This is a genomic window from Amycolatopsis sp. NPDC004368 (assembly GCF_053602515.1).
On sequence record NZ_JBSGDT010000028.1, the window covers coordinates 25,199 to 45,237 of the forward strand.

Sequence of the window (20,039 nt, forward strand, 5' to 3'; positions counted from 1 at the left end):
TCCCATGTCCCGAGTCGTGATCATCGGCGCCGGCATCGTGGGCGCCAACCTCGCCGACGAGCTCACCTCGCGCGGCTGGACCGACGTCACCGTGCTCGACCAGGGGCCGCTGCCGCTCACCGGCGGCTCGACCTCGCACGCGCCCGGTCTCGTGTTCCAGACCAACCCCTCGAAGACGATGACGGAGTTCGCCCGCTACACCGTCGAGAAGTTCAGCGGCCTGGAGGTCGACGGGCTGCCGTGCTTCAACCAGGTCGGCGGCATGGAGGTGGCGAGCACACCCGCGCGGTGGCAGGACCTGCACCGCAAGCACGGCTGGGCCACCTCGTGGGGCGTCGAGGCGAGGTTGATCGACGTCGACGAATGCCTGCGGCGCTGGCCGCTGCTCGACGGCTCCCGCCTCCACGGCGCGCTGTACGTGCCCACCGACGGGCTGGCGAAGGCGTCGCGCGCTGTCGTCGCGCTGGCCCGGCGCGCCGAGTCGCGCGGCGCGCGGTTCGTGGGCTCGACGAAGGTGACCGGGCTCAAGCAGGCCGGGGGCCGGGTGACCGGCGTCGAGACCGACCAGGGTGACTTCGCGGCCGACGTGGTGGTGTCGTGCGCCGGGTTCTGGGGTGTCGAACTGGGCGCGCTGGCGGGCATGTCCGTGCCGCTGCTGCCGCTCGCGCACCAGTACGCGAAGACGGGCCAGGTCGCGGAACTGGTGGGGCGCAACACCGAGACCACCGAGGCGAGCCTGCCGATCCTGCGTCACCAGGACCAGGACCTCTACTTCCGCGAGCACGTCGACCGGCTCGGCATCGGCTCCTACGCGCACCGGCCGATGCCCGTGGTACCCAGCGGCGTGGTCGGGGAGGTGACGGAGTCGTCGATGCCGTCGATCCTCCCGTTCACCGAAGAGGACTTCGCGCCTTCGTGGGAGCAGAGCAAGCTGCTGCTGCCCGCGCTCGGCCGCACGAAGGTCGAGGAAGGCTTCAACGGCATCTTCTCCTTCACGCCCGACGGCGGGTCGCTGGTGGGGGAGTCGGAGCACGTGCGCGGGTTCTGGATCGCCGAGGCGGTGTGGGTGACGCACTCGGCCGGCATCGCGAAGGCCGTGGCGGAGCTGCTGGTGCACGGCCGGTCCGGGACCGATCTGCACGAGGTCGACGTGCACCGGTTCGAGGACGTGCAGCTCGCGCCGGAGTACGTGCGCGAGACTTCGCAGCAGAACTTCGTGGAGATCTACGACGTGCTGCACCCGTTGCAGCCCAAGCTTTCGCCGCGTGACCTGCGGGTGAGCCCCTTCCACGTGCGCCAGCGTGAGCTGGGTGCGGTGTTCCTGGAAGCGGGTGGCTGGGAGCGGCCGCACTGGTTCGAGGCCAACGCGCCGCTGGTTTCCGCGTTGCCCCACGACTACCGGCCGCCGGCGCGCGATGCGTGGGCCGGGCAGTTCCACTCGCCGATCGTGGCGGCGGAGGCGTGGCACACGCGCAACGGGGTGGCGCTCTACGACATGACGCCGCTCAAGCGCGTGGAGGTGAGCGGGCCGGGCGCGCTGGAGTTCCTGCAGGGGCTCACGACGAACCAGCTCGAGAAATCCGTCGGCTCGATGACCTACACGCTGATGCTCGACGACGCGGGCGGGGTGCGCAGCGACGTGACGGTGGCGCGGCTCGAGGACTCGGTGTTCCAGGTGGGGATCAACGGGAACATCGACGTCGCGTACTTGACCTCGCTGGTGCCGCCCGGGGTCCGGGTTCGGGACGTCACCGGGGGCACCTGCTGCGTCGGGGTGTGGGGGCCGCTCGCGCGTGACCTGGTGCAGCCGTTGTCCGCGGAGGACTTCTCGAATGCGGGCCTGAAGTACTTCCGGGCGCGGCCGGCCCGCATCGCGGGGGTTCCGGTCACGGCGATGCGACTGTCCTACGTGGGCGAGCTCGGCTGGGAGGTCTACACCTCGGCCGACAACGGCCTGCGGCTGTGGGACGCACTGTGGTCGGCCGGGCAGCCGCTCGGGGTGATCGCGGCCGGGCGGGCGGCGTTCAACAGCCTGCGGCTCGAGAAGGGCTACCGGCTGTGGGGCACGGACATGACGACCGAGCACGACCCGTACGAGGCCGGGGTCGGTTTCGCCGTCCGCCCCGCGAAAGGCCCGTTCGCCGGGCGGGAGGCGCTCGACGGGCGGTCCGAGGCCACGGCCGCGCGGCGGCTGCGCTGCCTGACCGTCGACGACGGCCGGACGGTGGTGCTGGGCAAGGAACCGGTGTTCGTCGACGGCGCCGCCGCGGGGTACGTGACGAGCGCGGCCTACGGGTACACGGTCCGGCGGCCGATCGCGTACGCCTGGCTGCCGGGAACGGTCGAGGTCGGAGCCGCGGTGGAGATCGACTACTTCGGCGGGCGGGTCGCGGCGACGGTGGCGGCCGAACCGTTGGTGGATCCGGGGATGGAGCGGATCCGGCGCTGAGGACCGGGTTCTCGGGGGTGGGCTAAATAACCAACTGGTTGGTTGCGAAGCTGGCCGAAGCGGTGTCTGATGGAGGGTGCAGGAACACCACTCCGGAAGGCACTCATGTCCAAGACCTGGCTCATCACCGGCAGCTCTCGCGGCTTCGGGCGGGAGCTGGCGAACGCGGTTCTCGACCACGGCGACCGCCTCGTCGCGACCGCGCGCAAGCCCGAGCAGCTCGACGACCTCGTGGCGCGCCACGGCGACCGCGTCCGCGCTCTCGCTCTCGACGTCACCGACCCGGTCGCGGCCCGTGCGGCCGTGCAGGCGGCGGTGGACGCGTTCGGCTCGCTCGACGTCGTCGTGAACAACGCGGGCTACGCCACCTCCGCGCCCATCGAGGAAATGCCCGACTATGACTTCCGCGCCCAGATCGACGCGAACTTCTACGGCGTCGTCAACGTCACCAAGGCGGCGTTGCCGGTGCTGCGCGCCCAGCGTTCGGGGACCGTCGTGCAGTTCTCGTCCATCGGCGGTCGCGTCGGGGGCTCGCCCGGCATGGGCGCCTACCAGGCGGCGAAGTTCGCGGTCGAGGGGTTTTCGGAGGTGCTGGCCAACGAGGTGGCGCCCTTCGGGGTGAAGGTCGTCATCGTCGAGCCCGGCGCGTTCCGCACCGACTGGGCGGGCTCATCCATGCGCGTGGACGCCGTCGGCGCGGACTACGAGCCGTCCGTCGGCGCGATGAACCGCCGGCGTGAGGACTCCGCGACCTGGCCCGGCGACCCCGCCCGCGCGGCGAAGATCATCGTCGACGTCGTCGACCACGCCGACCCGCCGCGCCGACTCATCCTCGGTGCCGCCGCGGTCGAGCTGGCCGCCCGCTCGTCGGCCGAGCGCGCCGCCGAGGCCGAGAGGTGGGCGGACGTGAGCCGCTCGGCGGACTTCCCCCCGGGCGAGTGAGACCGGTCCGCCGGTGGTGCCGAGCCGCTCCGGCGGGCCACTAGCATCGGAGCCATGGGCGGACAGACCGAGGTTGCCCGGTGAGGGCGTTTGTCATCACCGGTCCCCGCGAGGCCGGCGTGGTGGAGGTGCCGGAGCCGGTCGCGGGCGTCGGCGAGGTCGTGGTGGCGGTGGAGCGCGCCGGGGTGTGCGGCACCGACCGGGAGTTCTTCACCGGCGAGATGCACTACCTCGCGGACGGGCAGGCGCGCTACCCGATGCGGATCGGGCACGAGTGGTGCGGCACGGTCGTCGCCACGGGCGAAGGCGTGCACCCGGCGTGGGCCGGCCGTCGCGTGGTCGGCGACACCATGCTGGGCTGCGGCCACTGCCGGCGGTGTCGCGGCGGGCACCAGCACGTGTGCGCCACGCGGCAGGAGGTGGGGATCCGCGGCGGCCGGGCCGGTGCGCTGGCGGAGCGGATCGCGGTGCCGGTGACGTCGTTGCACGAGCTGCCCCCGGACGTCGACCTCGTCGCGGGTGCCTTGGTCGAACCAGGCGGCAACGCGCTGAGGTCCGCACAGGCCGCGCTCGGCGGCGACACGGGCGCCGCGCGGGTCGTGGTCTACGGCCCCGGGACGATCGGGCTGCTCACCGCCATGTTCCTCAGGGCGGCGGGTGCCGACGTCCACCTGGTCGGCATCACTCCGGACTCGGTCGCCTTCGCCCGGGAACTGGGCTTCGCGGCCGCCACCGACCCGCCGCGGCTGCCCGTCGACGCGGTCGTCGACGCCACCAGCGACCCGGCCGTACCGGCGGCCGCGCTGGAGCTGGTGGAGCCGGCGGGGCGGATCGTCTACATCGGACTGGCGGGCGAACCGAGCCGGATCGACACGCGGCAGCTGGCCCTGAAGGACGTCACGGCCGTCGGCATCCTCAGCGCGTCGCCGGGCCTCGAAGCGACCATCGACCGCTACGCCGATGCGACCGTGGACCCCCGTCCGATCGTCGCGGCGACCGTCGGCCTGGCCGACCTCGCCGACGTCTTCGCCGGTCGCCGGCCGGCGGGCGCGGGGCCGAAGATTCTGGTCGACCCGACGTTGCTGTGAGGCTGGTCGGGTGGGTGCGGGTCACCCCAGCGCCGGCGTGAGACCCGTCCGTGGGCGCGAGTCGGGGGACCGCGCCCACGGACCGGGGATCAGGCGAGGTACTCCGCGGCCGCCCGCAGGCTCACACACGAGCCGCTGAACGTGTCGATCCGCGGCCCGGTGCCGGAATCCGGCCCGGGCACGCCGGTTTCCACCCGGATGTAGTCCACATCGGACAGTTCCGCGAGGAACGCGAGCACCGCCGGATGACGGTGCGCCTCCCGGGTCACCACGACCACGCTCGCGAAGTCCCGGGCTTCCGTGCGCACCACCGAAGCGTCGGCGGGAGACACGGTCAGGGCCCGCGTGCCCGGCACCAGTGCCGTCAGGTGCGGGCCCAGCCCCCACGGCATCGGCCCGGCCGCGATGGTCGGATCGGTGCTCACGTCGACGACCAGCGCCGGGGCCGTGAGCCGTGGTGCGCCCTGGATCCGCAGGGCCGCGCGAGCCGCCGAGAGGCCGAGGTCGTAGTCGACCGGCCGCAGCTCGGCGGGCGAAGGTGACGTGCCCAGTGAAGCCGTGCGGGCGGCCGCGTCCGCGAGCCGTTCGGCGGACAGGGTGCCGTCCGCCACCGCGGCCACGATCGTCGCCGTGATGTGGTCCAGGGTGTCCGCCTCGAAGGCCGCGCCGCCGAGGCACAGCGCGTCGGCGCCGGCCACCAGTGCGCGCACGGCGGCCGTGCCGAGACCGTCGTGCCGGCCGTACGCGCCGGACACAGCTCCCATCTCCAGGGCGTCGGTGATCACCGCGCCGTCGAAGCCGAGTTCGCCCCGCAGCACGTCGGTGAGCGCGGTGTGGTTGAGCGTCGCGGGGTCGTCGCCCCACGCCCGCACCACGAGGTGGCCCGACATGATCGAGCGAACACCCGCCGAGACCGCCGCGGCGAAGGGCACCAGCTCGATCTCCCGCAGCTCCTCCAGCGTCCGCGGCAGCACCGGCAGCGCCACGTGCGAGTCCTCCGTCGCCGCGCCGTGTCCCGGGAAGTGCTTGGCGCACGCGGCGACGCCGTACTTCTGCAGCCCCGTCACGAACGCCGCCACGTGCGGCGACGCCCGGACCGGGTCCGAGCCGAACGCCCGCACCCCGATGATCGGGTCCTGCTCCGCCAACGTGAGATCAGCGCACGGCGCCAGGTTCACCGTCACCCCGCACGCGGCCAGCCGCTCGCCCAGCGCCGCCGCGACGGCCGTGGTGAGCTCCGGGTCGTCGGCGGCGCCGAGCGCGAGCGGGCCGGGCACGAACGAGCCGGTGTTCACGTCGAGGCGGGTGACGTCGCCGCCCTCCTCGTCGATGCCGACCACCACGTCGTCGCGTTCGGCCCGCAGCGCGCTCGTCAGCGCGGCCACCTGCTCGTCGTCGACCACGTTGCGGCCGAACAGGATCACGCCGCCGAGGCCCTCGCCGAGCCGGCGCCGCAACCAGTCCGGCGCCGTCGTGCCCGCGAAACCGGGCAGCAGCACGGCCTCCGCCCAGGCCCGAGGATCAGCCATGCCTCATCCCTTCACGGCGCCGGCCGTGAGCCCGGACACCAGCTTGCGCTGCACGATCAGGAAGAAGATCAGCGCCGGCACCGCGTACACCGCCGCGGCCGCCATGATCGCACCCCAGTCGACCGTGAAGGCCGTTCTGAACGACGACAGCCACACCGGCAGTGTCTGCTTGCTCTTGTCGTTGATGAACACGAGCGCGAACAGGAACTCGTTCCACGCGGTGATGAAGCTGAACACCGAAGTGGTCACCAGTCCCGGCCCGAGCAGCGGCAGCGTCACCCGGCGGAAGGCGCCCGCGCGGCTGCAACCGTCGATCATCGCGGCCTCTTCGAGGTCGTACGGGATGCCGTTGATGAAGCCGTAGAGCATCCAGACGGTGAAGGGCAACGACGTCGCGAAGTACACCAGCAGCAGCGAAGGCAGCTTGTCGAGCAGCCCGATGTCGCGCATCAGCAGGTACATCGGGATGAACAGCGCCGAGAGCGGTGCCAGCTGCGCGACCAGGATGAGCAGCAGGAACCCCTTGCGGCCGTGGAAGCGGAACCGCGCGAGCGGGATCGCCGCCAGCACGCCGACGATCAGCGCCGCGATCACGGCCCCGAGCGTGACGATGAGGCTGTTGGTCAAGTACGTGACGAACCCCGGCTTGGTGATCGCGGAGACGAAGTTCTGCAGCGTCGCCGAGGTGGGGATCAGGTCGTACTTCGGCGAGAGCACCTCGCCCGGCGTCTTCAGCGACGTGGTGAACATCCAGTACGTCGGGAAGAAGAACACGAGCGCGATCAGCAGGCCGACCACCGAGAGCGTGATCCGCTGGGTCAAGGACTTCTTCACGCGAGCTCACCGTCCTTCGAACGCACCAGCAGCTGCACGTAGCGGGCGGTGACCAGCAGCAGGATCACCAGCATGATCGTGGCGATCGCCGCGGCGGAACCGAAGTGGCTGCCCGCGATGCCCTTGAGGTACTGCAGGATCGCGAGCGTGGTGCTCGCGCCGTCGGGTCCGCCCTGGCGGATGGCCCAGATCTGGCCGAACATGTTGAAGTCCCACAGCACCGACAGGAACGTGACCATCGTCAGGATCGGCCGGATCGCGGGCCAGCTGACCGCGCGGAACGTCTGCCACGGTCCGGCGCCGTCGATGCCCGCCGCCTCGTACTGCTCCCGGGGCACGCCGATCAGGCCCGCGTACAGCGTGAAGGCGACGAACGGCACGGCCTGCCACAGCACCAGCAGCCCGACCACCACCAGCGTGCTCGTGCCGGTGGAGAACCACGAGTAGCCGATGAACGAGTGGAACCCCAGCTTGTCGAGCGTCTTGTTCAGGATCCCGTACTGCTGGTCGAAAATCCACTGGAACACCGTGGTCGTGGCGATCACGGGCACGGCCCACGCGAGCACGAGCGTGATCTGCAGGATGATCCGGATGACCGGATCGAGGTGCCGCATGAGCACGGCGATCACCAATGCCACCAGCAGCGTCGCGGCCACCAGCAGGGCGGTGAACACGACCGTGCGCACGGCGACCGTCCAGAAGTCCGGGTCCGTGAACTGCTCGGTGTAGTTGTCGAAGCCCACCCACACCGCCTGCCCGGTCACGAGCTCGCGCAGGTCGAGCTTGCGCAGGCTGATGCCGAGCATCTGGATCGTGGGCCAGCCGAGCAGCACCAGCACGGCGACGAGGGCGGGCAGGAGCAGCAGGTACGGCGTCGCCCGTTCGCCGAACCCGCCCCGCCGCCGGCGCTTCGCGGGCGTGACGCGCGCCGATGCCGGCGGGGTCGCCCCCGCCGGCATCGGCACGTCCTTGGTGGCGGTCATCCGCCGATGATCTTGTCGAGGGCCGCGTTGGCGTCGGCCGTGGCCTGGTCGATCGACTTCTTCCCGGTCAGGTACGCCGTGAGCATGTCCTTGAGCGGGTTCTGGCCGGCTTCGACCTCACCCCACTTCGGGCTGGTCGGCACCGCGCGGCCGTTCTTCGAGGCCTTGGCCATCACGCCGCCCAGCGGGTCCTTGTCGAGCGCGCTGGTGTCGGTCGAGGTGCCCGGCACGTAACCGGCGGCGGCCATCTGGCTCATGTACTTGGTGCTGGTGAACAGCTTCAGGTACTCCTTGGCGAGGTCCGCGTTCTTGCTCTTGAGCGGGATCACCAGGTTGGAGCCGCCGAGGAACACCGGGGCCGTCTGGCCGGCGGTCTTGCTCGGGATCGGGAACGCGCCGGTCTTCCCGGTCAGCGACGCGTCGGTCTTGGCGGCCGTGGCGACCTCGCCCGGCGTGCCGATGAACATCGCGACCTTGCCGGCGCCGTAGATGCCGGCCTGCTGCGGGGTGGCCTCGTCGTTGTCCTTCGGCGCGGTGGTGCCGGAGGCGTCCACGAGCTGCTTGTAGAACTCGAGACCCGCCTTCGAACCGGCCGAGTCGAGCGTGGACTTGAAGCCCTTGCCCTCGGCCTGGGCGATGTCACCGCCGTTGTCCCAGATGAACGACAGCAGCGTGTACCAGTACTGGCCCGGCAGGTAGAGCGGCTGGAAGTCCTTGTCGCTGCCGAACTTCGCCTTCAGCTTCGCGATGTCGTCGAGCCACTCCGCGTTGGAGGTCGGCGGCGCGGTGATGCCCGCCTGCTCGAACATGTCCTTGCGGTAGAGGACCTCGCGGTTGGCGGCGTAGAACGGCACGCCGTACGTCTTGCCCTCGAACTCGCCCGAAGCCTTGAGCCCGGCCAGCCACTGCGGGCCGTTGAGGCTCGCGACGTCGGCCGAGAGGTCGGTGAGCGCGCCGTCGGAGGCGAACGCCGGGGTCTGGGTGTTGCCGATCTCGATCACGTCGGGCGGGGTGTCGCTCGCGAGCGCGGTGGTCAGCTTCTGCTGGATGCCGTTCCACTGCTGGATCTGGTAGTTGACCTTGACCCCGGCGTGGGCCGCCTCGAACTCTTTGTTGAGCGCGCCCGTCAGGCTGTCCGGCGCGGAGCCGTCCATGAGCCAGACCGTGAGCGTGCCACCCTGCGAACCACCCGAGCCGGACGCGGTGTCACCGCCGCCCGTACCGGCGCACCCGGCTGTCGCGAGGGTGAGGGCGGCGGCCCCCGCCGCCAGTTTGAGCCAGCGCTTCACTTGTCTGTCCTTTCGGTGCCCGGCACCCCTGCCGGTCGGTGACAAATGGTGTAGACCAATGTTGGGCAGAGTGGTCCGGACCACAGCTGGTGTCAAGCCGGTTGCCAAGACGTTGTAAACGCGTCGGGCAGTTTGACGCTGAGTGTCCGCGCGGTTACCGGTATGGGGCGCAAAAGCGCAGGTGGTGAGGTGGAAAACCTTTACCGGGCAGGGGTTGTCGCGTCGCGGCGGTTGTTCGTGAACGCCTCGCCGGACGGGCTCACGCGGACAGATTCCGTCCGCGAAGCCGGACCAGGACCGGTCCGGTGGTACTGACTGGTCCGCCCGCGTGGCCGGTGGTGCGAAATCGAACCGCGCGCCGCACGGTCCCGATCAGCGGGAAAACCGGGCGGGGTCAAGGGGTTGACACAAGGCGAGGCCCCGTCCGGCGGTTGCCGGACGGGGCCTGGGTGAAGCCGGGGTGGCCGAAGGGTCAGTGGTTGACCTTGAACCACGGCTGCGACCAACCGAGGTAGGTCTGGCCCCACTTGCTCTTGATCTCCGCGATCGTGGTCTGGGTGTAGGTGCCCGCGCCGTGGATGTCGTTGGACAGGAACTGGCCGCCGCCGATCGAGATCATGGTGTGGCCCGCGCCGCCGCTGGAGAAGAAGGCGAGGCCGCCGGCCGGCACGTTCTGGTCACCGGCGTGCTTGTACTGCGCGGGAATCTGGGTCCAGTGCACGTACGCGGTCGTGGAGCCGCTGGCGGAGAACCCGTAGTTCTGCGCGTTGATGCGGTCGCACCAGCCGTCGTAGGAAGCGATGTTGGTGGTGTGCACGCGGGTCTTCGCGTAGGCGACGGCCTCCGCGCAGGTCTTGCCGTCACCGAGACCCGAGGTGGAGCAGGTGGACGCCGGGGGCGGCGGCACGTTGGTGCAGTCCGGGGCGACGCGGCCGTCGGAGCCGGTGTAGACGTAGGTGTCGGTCACGTAGCCGCCGCTGGCGGAGACGTGGTCCCAGACGTTGCTGGTGCCGTACTTCCCGGTCACGGTGTCGCCGGTGGTCTGGCAGTCGATCACCACGGCGGTGCCGTCGGCGATGGTGCCGACGGAGCTCGCGCCGGTGCCGGGCGCCGAACGCACGGTGAGCGGTGCGCCGGAGTCGGTGTGCACGGTGCCGTTCGCGGTGGCGGCCATGGCCGGGGCGATCCCCGACACCGTCAGCGCCGCGGCGAACGCGACCAGGCCCAGCGTGCGTTTCGCGATATTCATCCTCGGTCCTCCTGATCCCCGGTGGGTGTGGGAACCAGGTTCGCCCGCGCCGGTACACGCGCCGTACAAATGCCTTCGCCGAGCTTGTGAATCCCGGACATTCCGGGCGCGGGATCAGCCCTTGCGCGGGTTGCCGGACTTGCGGCGGGGCACGTAGTCGCGGCTGTCGCCCTGGATGAGCCGCGACCGCAGCGTGGTGAGCAGCTCGGACGTCCGGTTGGCGTGCTCCTCGTCGCGCGAGGCCAGCCCGAGCAGCAGCGCGTCGGCGAGCACCTCGGCGCTGAGCATCTCGCCGGTGAAGTTGCTGGGGGAGTGGGTGGCCTGCAGCGCCACGGCCACGCGGTCGCCGAACACCGGTGCGAGCGAGTCGGTGATCAGCAGCGTCGAGGCACCGACCTCGCGCGTGCGGTCGAGCAGCACCTCGATGTCGCCCAGCAGCCGGCTCGGCAGGAACAACACCACGACGTCGCCCTTGCCCAGGCCGAGCAGGTCGTCGGCGAGCCGGAACCCGGTGGCGCCACTCGCCCGGGCGCGCCGGCCCATGCGACCCAGGCGCAGTGCGACGTACCCCGCGAGGAAGCTGGAGGGCCCGATGCCGAACGCGAGCACCTCCCGCGCGCCGGCGAGCAGGTCCACGGCCTTCTCGAAGTCGTCCTCCGACACCAGGCGCCAGGTCTCGGCCAGCCGCTCGGTCGCCTCGGTGAACACCCGTGCGAGCACGGTGGCCTGCTGGCCCGCGGCCTCGCCGACCTGCCGGTGCCGCAGCTCGATCGACGGGCTGGTCTCGGTCACCACCTGCTGGGCCAGGTGCTGGCGCATGTCGGCCAGCCCGCTGTAGCCGAGCGTCTTCGCGGTCCGGACCACGGTGGCGTCACTCGTGCCCGTGGCCTGCCCGATCTGCTCGGCGGTCGCGAAAATCGCCTCCCGCGCGTGGTGGCGCAGGTACTCGGCCACGGCGCGCTCCGCCCGCGACATCCCGGCGAGGCGGCCGGTGATCCGCTCGGTGAGCGAATCACCGCCGTCGGCGGGGGTGGCGTCGTCGGGCATCGGATCACTCTCCTGTCGGCTCGCCTGCATCGTAGTGGTCCCGGGCACCGCCGTGTGGCGGGACCACAGTGGACGGTGTGGCGCGCCGGTCAGCCTCGGTCAGCCGCGGTGACCGACGGGACCGACCCACGGGTGCCGGAGCCGACGCGGTACAACTCGGAGGTCGCGGTGGCAGCCGACGGTCAGTCGAGCCGGTCCAGCGCCTCCAGGTCGGCGGGCGTCAGCGAGTTGGTGGTGATGGTCGGCTCGGTCAGCAGGTTGTGGTTCAGCGAGTTCCCGATCGGCTCCGGCACCGCCGTGCGCTTGAGTCCGCGCACGCCTGGCCGAGAGCCGCTCGCGCCACGGCGACGATCACGCGGTCGGCCTTCTTCACGTCCCACTCACTGGCCGGGTCGTGCGCGGCCGGTGAGCTCGGCGACGTGGCCGCGGCTCATCGGCGGGGGCGGCGGGCGCAAGCACCCGCTCGAGGTCCGCGTGAACGCCCCCGGACACCACCGGCCGATGCCCGAGTCCCAGCGGCTCGTGCTCACCGTGCTCGGCCGCCCAGCCGCCAGGTCAGCGCGCCGGCTCCCGGCTCACGCGCGGGTCGTCCTCGCCGACCTGGACGCCGCCCGCGCCGGGGCTGCGGCCCGAAGGGCAGCCGCGCGTACTCGGCGGGCAGCACCACGGCCGTGCCCGACAGGCCGCGCATGACCACTGCTCCGGGAGCCGCGGGGTCGATGGCGGTCACCTCGGGTCCTCTCGAATCGGGGACCGGTCCCGTGGCCGGCCGGTACGGTGCGCGCATGGATCTTCGCACCACTGCCCGGGGCAGCGCCGCCCTCGTGGCCGCCGCGGCGCTGCTGGCCGTCCTGACCGCGTGCGGCAGCGACCCGGCACCGGCCGCGCAACCGCCGAAGACGTCGGCCCCGGCGTCGTCCAGCCCGGCCCCGCCCTCGACGTCCGTGCCCGACCGCGAGCCCCACACGCTCGTGCTCAACGCGACCGGGGAAGGGCAGCTGACCCAGATCAAGTACACCCTCGACGGTGAGGCCAAGCAGACCGGCGAGGTGAAACTGCCGTGGCGCCAGTCGCTCACCGTGCCGGCCGACGGCAAGCCCCACCAGTGGACGCTGGAGATCTCCTACTCCGGCGGCACGAAGGGCACTGTCGGCACTGTCGACATGTTTTCGATCGTCGACGGCAAGGAAGGCATCCACACCGGCGCCGGCAGTGCGGGCTCGCCCGGCTCGCACATCAGCGGCAGCGCGTCCGTCGGCGGGACCGTGCAGGGCTGAGCCGGGCGCTCACGAGGGTCCGGCGTCGTGGGTCCACCAGTCGATCAGCGCGAAGGTCTCGTTGCCGCGGTGGGCGATCGTCTCGATGTTCGTGGCGTCGTCCGTCCATTTGAGCACTCGCTCGCCGCCGGGCTGCTCGGTGGCGCAGGCTAGCCGGCCCGTGCGCCCGCCGCGGGCGTAGGGCTGGTCGGCCGAGAAGTCCTTGGGGGAGCTCGTGCACGCGGCGTCGCTGGTACCGGTGCTGTTGAACACCTGCCGCATCGTCGCGGCGTCCGGCAGCTGGTAGTAGACGACCAGTCCGGCGCCGCTCGTCCGTCCACACGCGACGGCCGCGACCGCGGTCACCGCGCCGAGGTCCTGCCACTTCTGGTCCGCCGACGGGCGCACGCAGTTGAGCCGTGACTGCTGGGGCACGTGCTGCAGCAGCGCGCTTTCGGCGGTGGTCGGGAACGTCGGCGTGGCACGGGTGTTCACCTCGCTCACGATCCGGCTCAACGGCGCGACGTGCCACTGCGACCACCACCCGCCCACGGCGTCGGGCGAGGAACCCGTCACGTGGCCGATCATCGAGAACGCCTCAAGGCTCCAGTCCATCGCGACCGTGCCCCCGGGACCGGGGTGGCACAGCACCTGCCCGAGGTCCACGCTGAGCCAGTCGAACCGCGTCGTCCCGAGGAACGGCGCGCCGGGGCAGCCGGTCCCGCTGGGTGCCTTCGCGGCGCTGACGAGCCCGGTGAACGCCGAGCGCAACGCCGGCACCCCGGCGAACCGGAAGTACGAAACCTGACGTGCTCCCGTGCCCTGCGGAGTGCACGTGATCCCGGCGACGGCCGCGGGATACGAGTCGAGGTCCGCCGGCGTCGCCCGCACGCACCCGGAGCCGGCGGCGACGTCGACCAGCGCCCGTTCGTCGGGCGTCGGGAAAGCGGCCGGGGCCCAGTCCGTCCAGCCGGCCCACGCCTTGCGCAGGGCGGCGTCGCCGGGCGCTTCGGCGCGGGTGACGGTGCGGGCCGCGTCGTCGGTCCAGACCACGGTGGCCGTGCCGTCCCGGTCCGCGCACAGCACCCGGCCCCGCGCCGGGCCGGTCGCGGGATATCGGTGTTCACCGCCCGTCGCGGCGGCGCAGTCGCCCTGGTTCGCGTCGACGCCCGCGCGGGTGACGGCCTCGGCGTAGGCGGCCTTGACCTGCTGCGGACTGGCGTAGAGCGCCGTGGTCGCGGCCTGTCCGGACGCGTCGTGGCAGGTCACGGTGGCGGTCGCGCCCGAAACCGGTTGGCTCGCCGCGGCGCAGTCGTCGTGCAGCGCGGTGGGCACCCGTGCCAGTGCCGAGTCGGCGGTGTCCGGTGACCCGCCCGTGGTGAACCACAGCACGAGCAGCGCCACCACCCCGAGCGCGGCGGCCGGGATGCCCGCGACCCGCCAACGACGCCTGCGGCACCGCGCCCGTTCGGCCGCAGCGGTCGTGGCCACGAGGTCGTCGACCAGGTCGCCGCACGTCCGGTGCCGCTTCGCCGGATCGTGGTCGAGCGATCGGCGCAGCGCGGCCACGCCGGGGTGCGCGAAATCGGCGTGGTGGTGCGGGGGAGCGCCGGACAGGCATTCGTAGAGGACACACGCCAGCGCGTAGACGTCGGCGGCCGGCCCGACCGGCCGTCCCTCGCGCTGCTCGGGCGCGGCGTAGTTCATCGTGCCGAGGAACCCGCCGGTGGCGGTGAGCCGCGTGAGGTCGAGGTTGCGCGCGATGCCGAAGTCGCACAGGTACACGCCGCCGGTGGCGTCTTCGAGCAGGATGTTGCCCGGCTTCACGTCGCGGTGCACGAGGTTGCGGGCGTGCGCGGCGTCGAGGGCCGCGCCGACGCCGCGGCCGATCGCCACGGTCTGCTCGAACGACAGCGCGCCGCGCCGGTGGATCAGCCGCGCGAGGTTCGTGCCGAGCACGAACTGCATCGCCAGGTAACCGAGCTGCCCGTCGGCGGTGAACCCGGCGTCGTGGGACGCGACGACGTGCGGGTGCGCCAGGGCGAGCGCGATGCTCGTCTCGCGTTCGAAGCGCTGCCGGAACCCGGGTTCGGCCATGAACTCCGGCCCGACGACCTTGAGCGCCACGGGCCGCTGCGCCACGAGGTCGTAGGCCTCGAAGACCTCGCTCATGTTGGTCTTCGCGAGCTGGCGCAGGAGCCGGTACCGAGGCAGCCGGCCGGTGATGTCCGGCCGGTCGAGCGTCGGTGCTTCCGTCTCGTCCACTTCTTCGTCCCCCGAGGTGCGCCGACGGAGCTTAACCGGTGCGGCCGGGGTGCCGCTCGGCCTGGGCGGACGTGGTCGCGCGCCAGGGTTGCGCCCCGCGCGGCCGTGGATGAAACTCCGGGCTATGCCGAGCCCGTTCAGCGCCGAAACTGGCGAAGCGATCCAGCACGCGCGTCAGCACTCCGTCGGGGACCTGCTTCGGCGCACGGCCGCGCGGTACCCGGCCAAGCTCGCCGTGGTCCACGGCGAACGGCGGCTGACCTTCGCGGAGTTCGACGCCGCGGTGAACCGCTGCGCCCACCGGCTCGCCGAGCGCGGGCTCGCGAAGGGCGACCGGCTCGCGCTGCTGAGCCACAACAGCCTCCAGTACGTTGTGGTCGCGTTCGCCGCGGCCCGGCTCGGCGTGGTGCTCGTGCCCGTGAACTTCATGCTCGGCGCCGGCGAGATCGCGTTCATCCTGCGCCACGCCGGGGTGTCCGGGCTGCTGGTCGAGGACGCGCTGCTCGCCACCGGCGCCGAAGCGCTGGAAGAGGCCGGGCTCGGCGAGGTGGTGCGCGGCCGGCTCGGCGGGAGTGGCGCCGAGGGCTGGGAGAACGCCGACGCCTGGATCGACGACCCCGGTGACGAGTCCGACCCCGGCGTCCCGGTCGCCGACGACGACCCGCTGCGCCTGATGTACACCTCCGGCACCGAGTCGCGGCCGAAGGGCGTGCTGCTCTCGAGCCGCTCGCTGATCGCCCAGTACGTGTCGTGCGTGATCGACGGCGGCATGAGCGCCGACGACGTCGAGGTGCACTCGCTGCCGCTCTACCACTGCGCGCAGCTCGACTGCTTTTTCTCCGTGGACGTCTACCTCGGCGCCACCAGCGTGATCCTGGCGGGTCCGGACCCGGCCGCGCTGCTCGGGGCCGTCGAACGCGAGCGCGCCACGAAGCTGTTCGCGCCGCCGACGGTGTGGATCTCGCTGCTGCGCCACCCGGCGTTCGACACCACGGACCTCTCCAGCCTGCGCAAGGGGTACTACGGCGCTTCGGCGATGCCGGTCGAAGTCCTGCGCGAGCTCGCCCGGCGCCTGCCCGACGTCGAGTTCTGGAACTTCTACGGCCAGACCGAGATGGCACCGCTGGCCACGATCCTGCGGCCGCACGAGCAGCTGCCGAAGGCGGGCTCGGCGGGCCGGGCCTCGCTCAACGTCGAGACCCGCATCGTCGACGAGGAAGGCCGCGACCTGCCACCGGGCGAGATCGGCGAGATCGTGCACCGCAGTCCCCACGCGACGCTCGGCTATTACGAGGACGAGGAGAAGACCGCGGCGGCGTTCGCCGGCGGGTGGTTCCACTCCGGCGACCTCGGCGTGCTCGACGACGAGGGTTACCTGTCGGTGGTGGACCGCAAGAAGGACATGATCAAGACCGGCGGCGAGAACGTGGCGAGCCGCGAGGTCGAGGAAGCCCTCTACCGCCTCGACGGTGTGGCGGAGGTCGCGGTGTTCGGCGTGGCGCACCCGCGCTGGATCGAGGCGGTCACCGCCGCGGTCGTCCCGCGCGAGGGCGTCCGGCTGACCGCCGAGGCCGTGATCGCGCACGCGCGCGAGCAGCTGGCCGGCTACAAATGCCCGAAATACGTGGTCTTCACCGACGCCCTGCCGAAGAACCCGAGCGGGAAGATCGTGAAGCGCGCGCTGCGCGACACCCACGCTGATCTCGCGGCGCACGAGGGCGCTCAGTCCTCCGAGGCGCTCAGGTAACGCTGGGCCACGGCCTTGTTGTAGCGGCTCAGCAGCGAGCCGAACGAGCGCAGCTCGTCTTCGCTCCAGTCGTCGAGCAGCTCGGCCGTCGCATTGCGGCGGCGGGCCTGCGTCGCGCGCATGCGGTGGCGGCCTTCCTCCGTGGGCGTGAGGATGCTGCGCCGGCGGTCGGCCGCCGAGGGGCTGCGCTCGACGAGCCCCTTGCCGAGCATCACCGAACCCTGCCTGCCGACGGTGGAGGGGTCTAGACCGAGTGCCCCGGCGAGCGTTCCGACGTCCGCCGAACCCAGTTCGTCCAGGGTGCGCAGCAGCAGGTACTCCGCCTGGTCCAGTTCGGCGTAGGCGTCGGTGCGGCGGCGCAGCAGCTCGGAGTTGCGGACGAACACCGCGGTGGCGAGTTCGAGCACGTCGAGGGTGTCGCCGGTTTCGGCGAGCCGATCCGCCAGCTCGCAGGCCGCGAAAGTCGGTTCGATCACTGGGTACTCCAAACCCCTGTATGACACCGGTATTTATCGGTATCATACCGGTGATCACTCCGAACGCATGGGAAGGCGGGTTTTGTGCTGCCCACGGCCAGGGAGATGCGCGACAGGGTCATCGGGTCCGATCCAGGCCTCAACCGGTTGAGATCAGCCGGTTCCGCGACGATCGGCATGGCCAGCGCCCTGGGCGTGGAGTACCTCGTGGCGAAGCTCACGGGTGCCGACGCGATGGGCACGCTCACCTCGATGCTGCTCGGCGCGGTCGTCGGCATGATGGGCTCGATGGCGCTGGGCGACGGCGGTCCGTGGGTGAAGACCCGCACGGCCGCGTTCTTCCCGGTCGCGCTCGGCACCGGCATGACGCTCGGCGTCCTCGTCGGCAACAACGGCGACCTCATGCTCGGTGTGTTCGTCGTGGTGATGTTCCTGTCGGTCTACGTCCGCAAGTTCGGCGGTCCGTTCTTCTTCTACGGCTTCATGGGCTGGATGGGCTACTTCTTCGCGGCGTTCCTGCACGCGACGTTCGCGACGCTGCCGGGTCTGCTGCTCGCGGTGTGCGTGGCGACCGTGTGGCTGCTGCTGTTGTTCCTCACCGTGTTCCGGGGCAGCACCACCAAGACCCTGCGCCGGGTGCTGCGCGCGTTCGACGCGCGGGGCCGGTCGGTGGCGCGCGCGTGCGCGGATCTGCTGGCCGAACGCGACCCGAAGCAGCAGGCGCAGTTGCGCCGCCGGTTGCAACGACGGCAGGCGCGCCTGGCCGACACGGCGTTGATGGTGGAGGGCTGGTCCGCCCAGCCCGGCGCGGTGCCGCGCGGCCGCTCGGCGGCTTCGCTGCGGCGGCAGATGGTCGACGCCCACCACCTGCTCGACCAGCTCGCCACGGCCGCGGACTCGTTGGTGCGCAGTGGTTCGGGCCTGACCGTGCTGGCCGCGGAGGTGGCCGACCGCCTGGCGCGGCGCGAGGACCGCGGTGCGGGCGAGGTCGCCTACCGGCTCGCGGGCCTGGCCGAGCAAGCCGGCGGTGCCGCGGGTGCCTGGTGGCCGGCGCGGCACTTCGCGGCGGCCGCGCTCGAGGTGGTGGCGGTGTTCGACGCGGCGCCCAAGCCCGAGGAGATCGCCGCCGAACCGGTGGACGACTTCGAACCGGCCGTGGGGCTCGCCTTCGGCAACCTGCCCGGCTCACCCGCCGCCGCGGGCGACGTGCCGGCGCGACAGTCGAAGTGGAACCCCTTGGCGCGCCTGGACTTCATCACGCGCCAGGCGGTGCAGAGCGCGCTCGCCGGTGCGCTGGCGATCGTGATCGGCAAGGAGATCTCCGACGCTCGGTACTACTGGGCGGTGCTGGCGGCGTTTTTCATGTTCACCGGCACGGCCACGCGCACCGAGACGTTCATCAAGGGCTTCAACCGCGTGCTGGGCACCCTGGTGGGGCTGCTCGCGTCGGTCGGGTTCGCCGAGCTCACCGCGGGCAACACGGCCGCGGTGCTGGTGACGATCTGCGGCGCGATGTTCTTCGGCTTCTACCTGATCCAGATCTCGTACGCGTACATGATCTTCTTCGTCACGATCATGGTCGGCCAGCTCTACAGCGTGCTCAACGAGTTCTCCGCGGGCCTGCTGCTGCTCCGGCTCGAGGAGACCGCGGCCGGCGCCGTGGCGGGGCTGGTGGTCGCCGTGCTCGTGATCCCGCTGTCCACCCGCGACACCGTGCGCAACGCGCGCAACAACCTGCTGGCCGCCCTCGGGACGATCCTCGAGGCGGCGGCCGACCGGCTCGAACACGGCAAGGCCGCGGACCCGCAGCCCGATTTCGACGCGCTCGCCCGCGCCCTGGACCACCGCCGCTACCAGCTCGCGCTCGTCGCGCGGCCGCTCACCCGGCCCATCCTCGGCGGCACGGACTCGCCGCGGCTGCGGCACCGGCTTTCGCTCTACGCGGCGCTGGCCACCCACGGCCGCGCGCTCGCGGTCGCCGTGCGCTGGCCGCAGGGCACGTGCAGCTCCCACCCCGAAGGCCCGGTCGCCGCGTGCACGGCGCTGGCGGCGGCGGTCGAGGAGCTGGCGGCGTCGCCCGTCGGCGAGCCCACCACGGCGGTGCGCGGTCCGCTGGCGAGTGCGGACGTGGCGTTGTTCGCCTACACGCCGGCGGCGCCGGGGGACCGGGCGAAGGATCCGCTGCTGAGGGCGTTGAGCCACCTGTACCTCGTGCTGCGTGATCTCACGGCCACCGGGCTCGTCCAGCTGCGTCCGGCACCCGCGCTCGCGTCGCCGGGGCCCCGGCTGTACCGGCAGATCCGCGCCGGGCTGCCGACGGTGCCCGGTCCCGTGCCGGCCCCGGTGCCGACCCGGGACAACTGACACCCGCGCACTAACCGTGCCCTTTGCGACCTTCCCCTGAGCGCGGCCGCGCCTTTTCGGCGGCCCGGGCGCTATCACTGCGTCCTGGGGATTTCCGAAAGGAGGGCTCCGATGGCCGCGGACAGCAGGTTCACCGTCCAGTTGTGCCGGTGCGTGTGTTCGGTTCTGGGGCACCACCACTCGGTGTGCGACGAGCTCGCCATTCCGGGGGCGACGGTCACCCTGGCTTCGGGCACGGACGTGCGGGCCGTGCCCGCCTGCCTCGGCTGCCACACCGCGGTGAACCGGCGGCTGACGCGCCGCTGAGCCCACCCGCCGACCAGCGCACCGAGCGAGTCCGAAAAGGACTGATCGCGTTCGCGCGCAGTGACCGTCGCCGCTCAGGCGGGTCGGGTTGCTTCGGGGCACGCCGCTGGGGGAGACTCGGGGGAAGTCATCTCCTGGATCCGGTTCAGCCACCAGCCGGTACCGCCCCCCTGCGGCGCGTCCTCGGTGATGAACGACAGCGACGGGAACGACAG

General features: G+C 71.9%; 17 protein-coding genes. 7 read left to right on the plus strand and 10 right to left on the minus strand.

Annotated elements, in window-relative coordinates; all coding sequences use genetic code 11:
* Positions 1-4: 4 nt before the first annotated feature.
* The 3 genes from ACWEOE_RS30760 to ACWEOE_RS30770 all read left to right on the plus strand — a co-directional run bounded on the left by ACWEOE_RS30760 (position 5) and on the right by ACWEOE_RS30770 (position 4,479).
* Positions 5-2,449: a GcvT family protein gene (locus ACWEOE_RS30760; protein ID WP_452015285.1), complete on the plus strand. Its 2,445-nt coding sequence runs from the start codon at positions 5-7 to the stop codon at positions 2,447-2,449.
* 105 nt (positions 2,450-2,554) lie between these two features.
* On the plus strand, positions 2,555-3,391 hold the full coding sequence (locus ACWEOE_RS30765; protein ID WP_452015287.1) for an oxidoreductase: 837 nt from the start codon (positions 2,555-2,557) through the stop codon (positions 3,389-3,391).
* A gap of 80 nt (positions 3,392-3,471) precedes the next feature.
* A complete protein-coding gene (locus tag ACWEOE_RS30770; RefSeq protein WP_452015289.1) occupies positions 3,472-4,479 on the plus strand; it encodes a zinc-dependent alcohol dehydrogenase in 1,008 nt (335 codons plus the stop codon).
* A gap of 89 nt (positions 4,480-4,568) precedes the next feature.
* On the opposite strand, the gene ACWEOE_RS30775 is transcribed toward ACWEOE_RS30770, so the two are convergent.
* The 8 genes from ACWEOE_RS30775 to ACWEOE_RS30810 all read right to left on the minus strand — a co-directional run bounded on the left by ACWEOE_RS30775 (position 4,569) and on the right by ACWEOE_RS30810 (position 12,140).
* Positions 4,569-6,008: a glycoside hydrolase family 3 protein gene (locus ACWEOE_RS30775; protein ID WP_452015291.1), complete on the minus strand. Its 1,440-nt coding sequence runs from the start codon at positions 6,006-6,008 to the stop codon at positions 4,569-4,571.
* A gap of 3 nt (positions 6,009-6,011) precedes the next feature.
* Positions 6,012-6,842 (minus strand): carbohydrate ABC transporter permease, encoded by an 831-nt coding sequence (locus ACWEOE_RS30780; RefSeq protein ID WP_452015293.1) that lies wholly within the window; start codon positions 6,840-6,842, stop codon positions 6,012-6,014.
* Positions 6,839-7,825 carry a carbohydrate ABC transporter permease gene (locus tag ACWEOE_RS30785; protein WP_452015295.1) on the minus strand — a complete coding sequence of 329 codons (987 nt, stop codon included), beginning with the start codon at positions 7,823-7,825 and terminating at the stop codon, positions 6,839-6,841. The genes ACWEOE_RS30780 and ACWEOE_RS30785 overlap by 4 nt, the downstream gene beginning before the upstream one ends.
* Positions 7,822-9,114, minus strand: coding sequence for a sugar ABC transporter substrate-binding protein (locus tag ACWEOE_RS30790; protein WP_452015297.1), 1,293 nt, complete (start codon positions 9,112-9,114; stop codon positions 7,822-7,824). Before ACWEOE_RS30790 ends, ACWEOE_RS30785 begins: the two co-directional genes overlap by 4 nt.
* 472 nt (positions 9,115-9,586) lie before the next feature.
* A complete protein-coding gene (locus ACWEOE_RS30795) occupies positions 9,587-10,363 on the minus strand; it encodes an SH3 domain-containing protein (RefSeq protein ID WP_452015299.1) in 777 nt (258 codons plus the stop codon).
* A gap of 114 nt (positions 10,364-10,477) precedes the next feature.
* Entirely contained in the window at positions 10,478-11,410 is a 933-nt protein-coding gene (locus ACWEOE_RS30800; RefSeq protein WP_452015301.1) for a MurR/RpiR family transcriptional regulator, read from the minus strand.
* 182 nt (positions 11,411-11,592) lie between these two features.
* Positions 11,593-11,727: a hypothetical protein gene (locus tag ACWEOE_RS30805; RefSeq protein WP_452015303.1), complete on the minus strand. Its 135-nt coding sequence runs from the start codon at positions 11,725-11,727 to the stop codon at positions 11,593-11,595.
* A gap of 209 nt (positions 11,728-11,936) precedes the next feature.
* Complete coding sequence (locus tag ACWEOE_RS30810) at positions 11,937-12,140, minus strand: hypothetical protein (RefSeq protein WP_452015305.1); 204 nt, start codon at positions 12,138-12,140, stop codon at positions 11,937-11,939.
* A 55-nt stretch (positions 12,141-12,195) separates the two neighbouring features.
* Between ACWEOE_RS30810 and ACWEOE_RS30815 the strand changes: the two genes are divergently transcribed.
* Positions 12,196-12,687, plus strand: a complete 492-nt coding sequence (locus ACWEOE_RS30815; RefSeq protein WP_452015307.1) for a hypothetical protein — start codon at positions 12,196-12,198, stop codon at positions 12,685-12,687.
* Positions 12,688-12,696: 9 nt separating this feature from the next.
* Here the strand turns inward: ACWEOE_RS30815 and ACWEOE_RS30820 are convergent, their stop codons facing one another.
* The gene (locus ACWEOE_RS30820) at positions 12,697-14,931 is read right to left on the minus strand and encodes a protein kinase domain-containing protein (RefSeq protein WP_452015309.1); all 2,235 of its coding nucleotides are present in this window, start codon (positions 14,929-14,931) and stop codon (positions 12,697-12,699) included.
* Positions 14,932-15,055: 124 nt separating this feature from the next.
* Between ACWEOE_RS30820 and ACWEOE_RS30825 the strand changes: the two genes are divergently transcribed.
* On the plus strand, positions 15,056-16,678 hold the full coding sequence (locus ACWEOE_RS30825) for an acyl-CoA synthetase (protein ID WP_452015311.1): 1,623 nt from the start codon (positions 15,056-15,058) through the stop codon (positions 16,676-16,678).
* Here ACWEOE_RS30825 and ACWEOE_RS30830 read toward each other — a convergent pair.
* A complete protein-coding gene (locus ACWEOE_RS30830) occupies positions 16,654-17,154 on the minus strand; it encodes a MarR family winged helix-turn-helix transcriptional regulator (RefSeq protein WP_452015313.1) in 501 nt (166 codons plus the stop codon). The genes ACWEOE_RS30825 and ACWEOE_RS30830 overlap by 25 nt on opposite strands.
* Positions 17,155-17,331: 177 nt before the next feature.
* Here ACWEOE_RS30830 and ACWEOE_RS30835 point away from each other — a divergent pair, with 177 nt between their 5' ends.
* The gene (locus ACWEOE_RS30835; protein WP_452015315.1) at positions 17,332-19,518 is read left to right on the plus strand and encodes an FUSC family protein; all 2,187 of its coding nucleotides are present in this window, start codon (positions 17,332-17,334) and stop codon (positions 19,516-19,518) included.
* Positions 19,519-19,629: 111 nt separating this feature from the next.
* On the plus strand, positions 19,630-19,824 hold the full coding sequence (locus tag ACWEOE_RS30840; protein ID WP_452015317.1) for a hypothetical protein: 195 nt from the start codon (positions 19,630-19,632) through the stop codon (positions 19,822-19,824).
* Positions 19,825-20,039 lie beyond the last annotated feature (215 nt).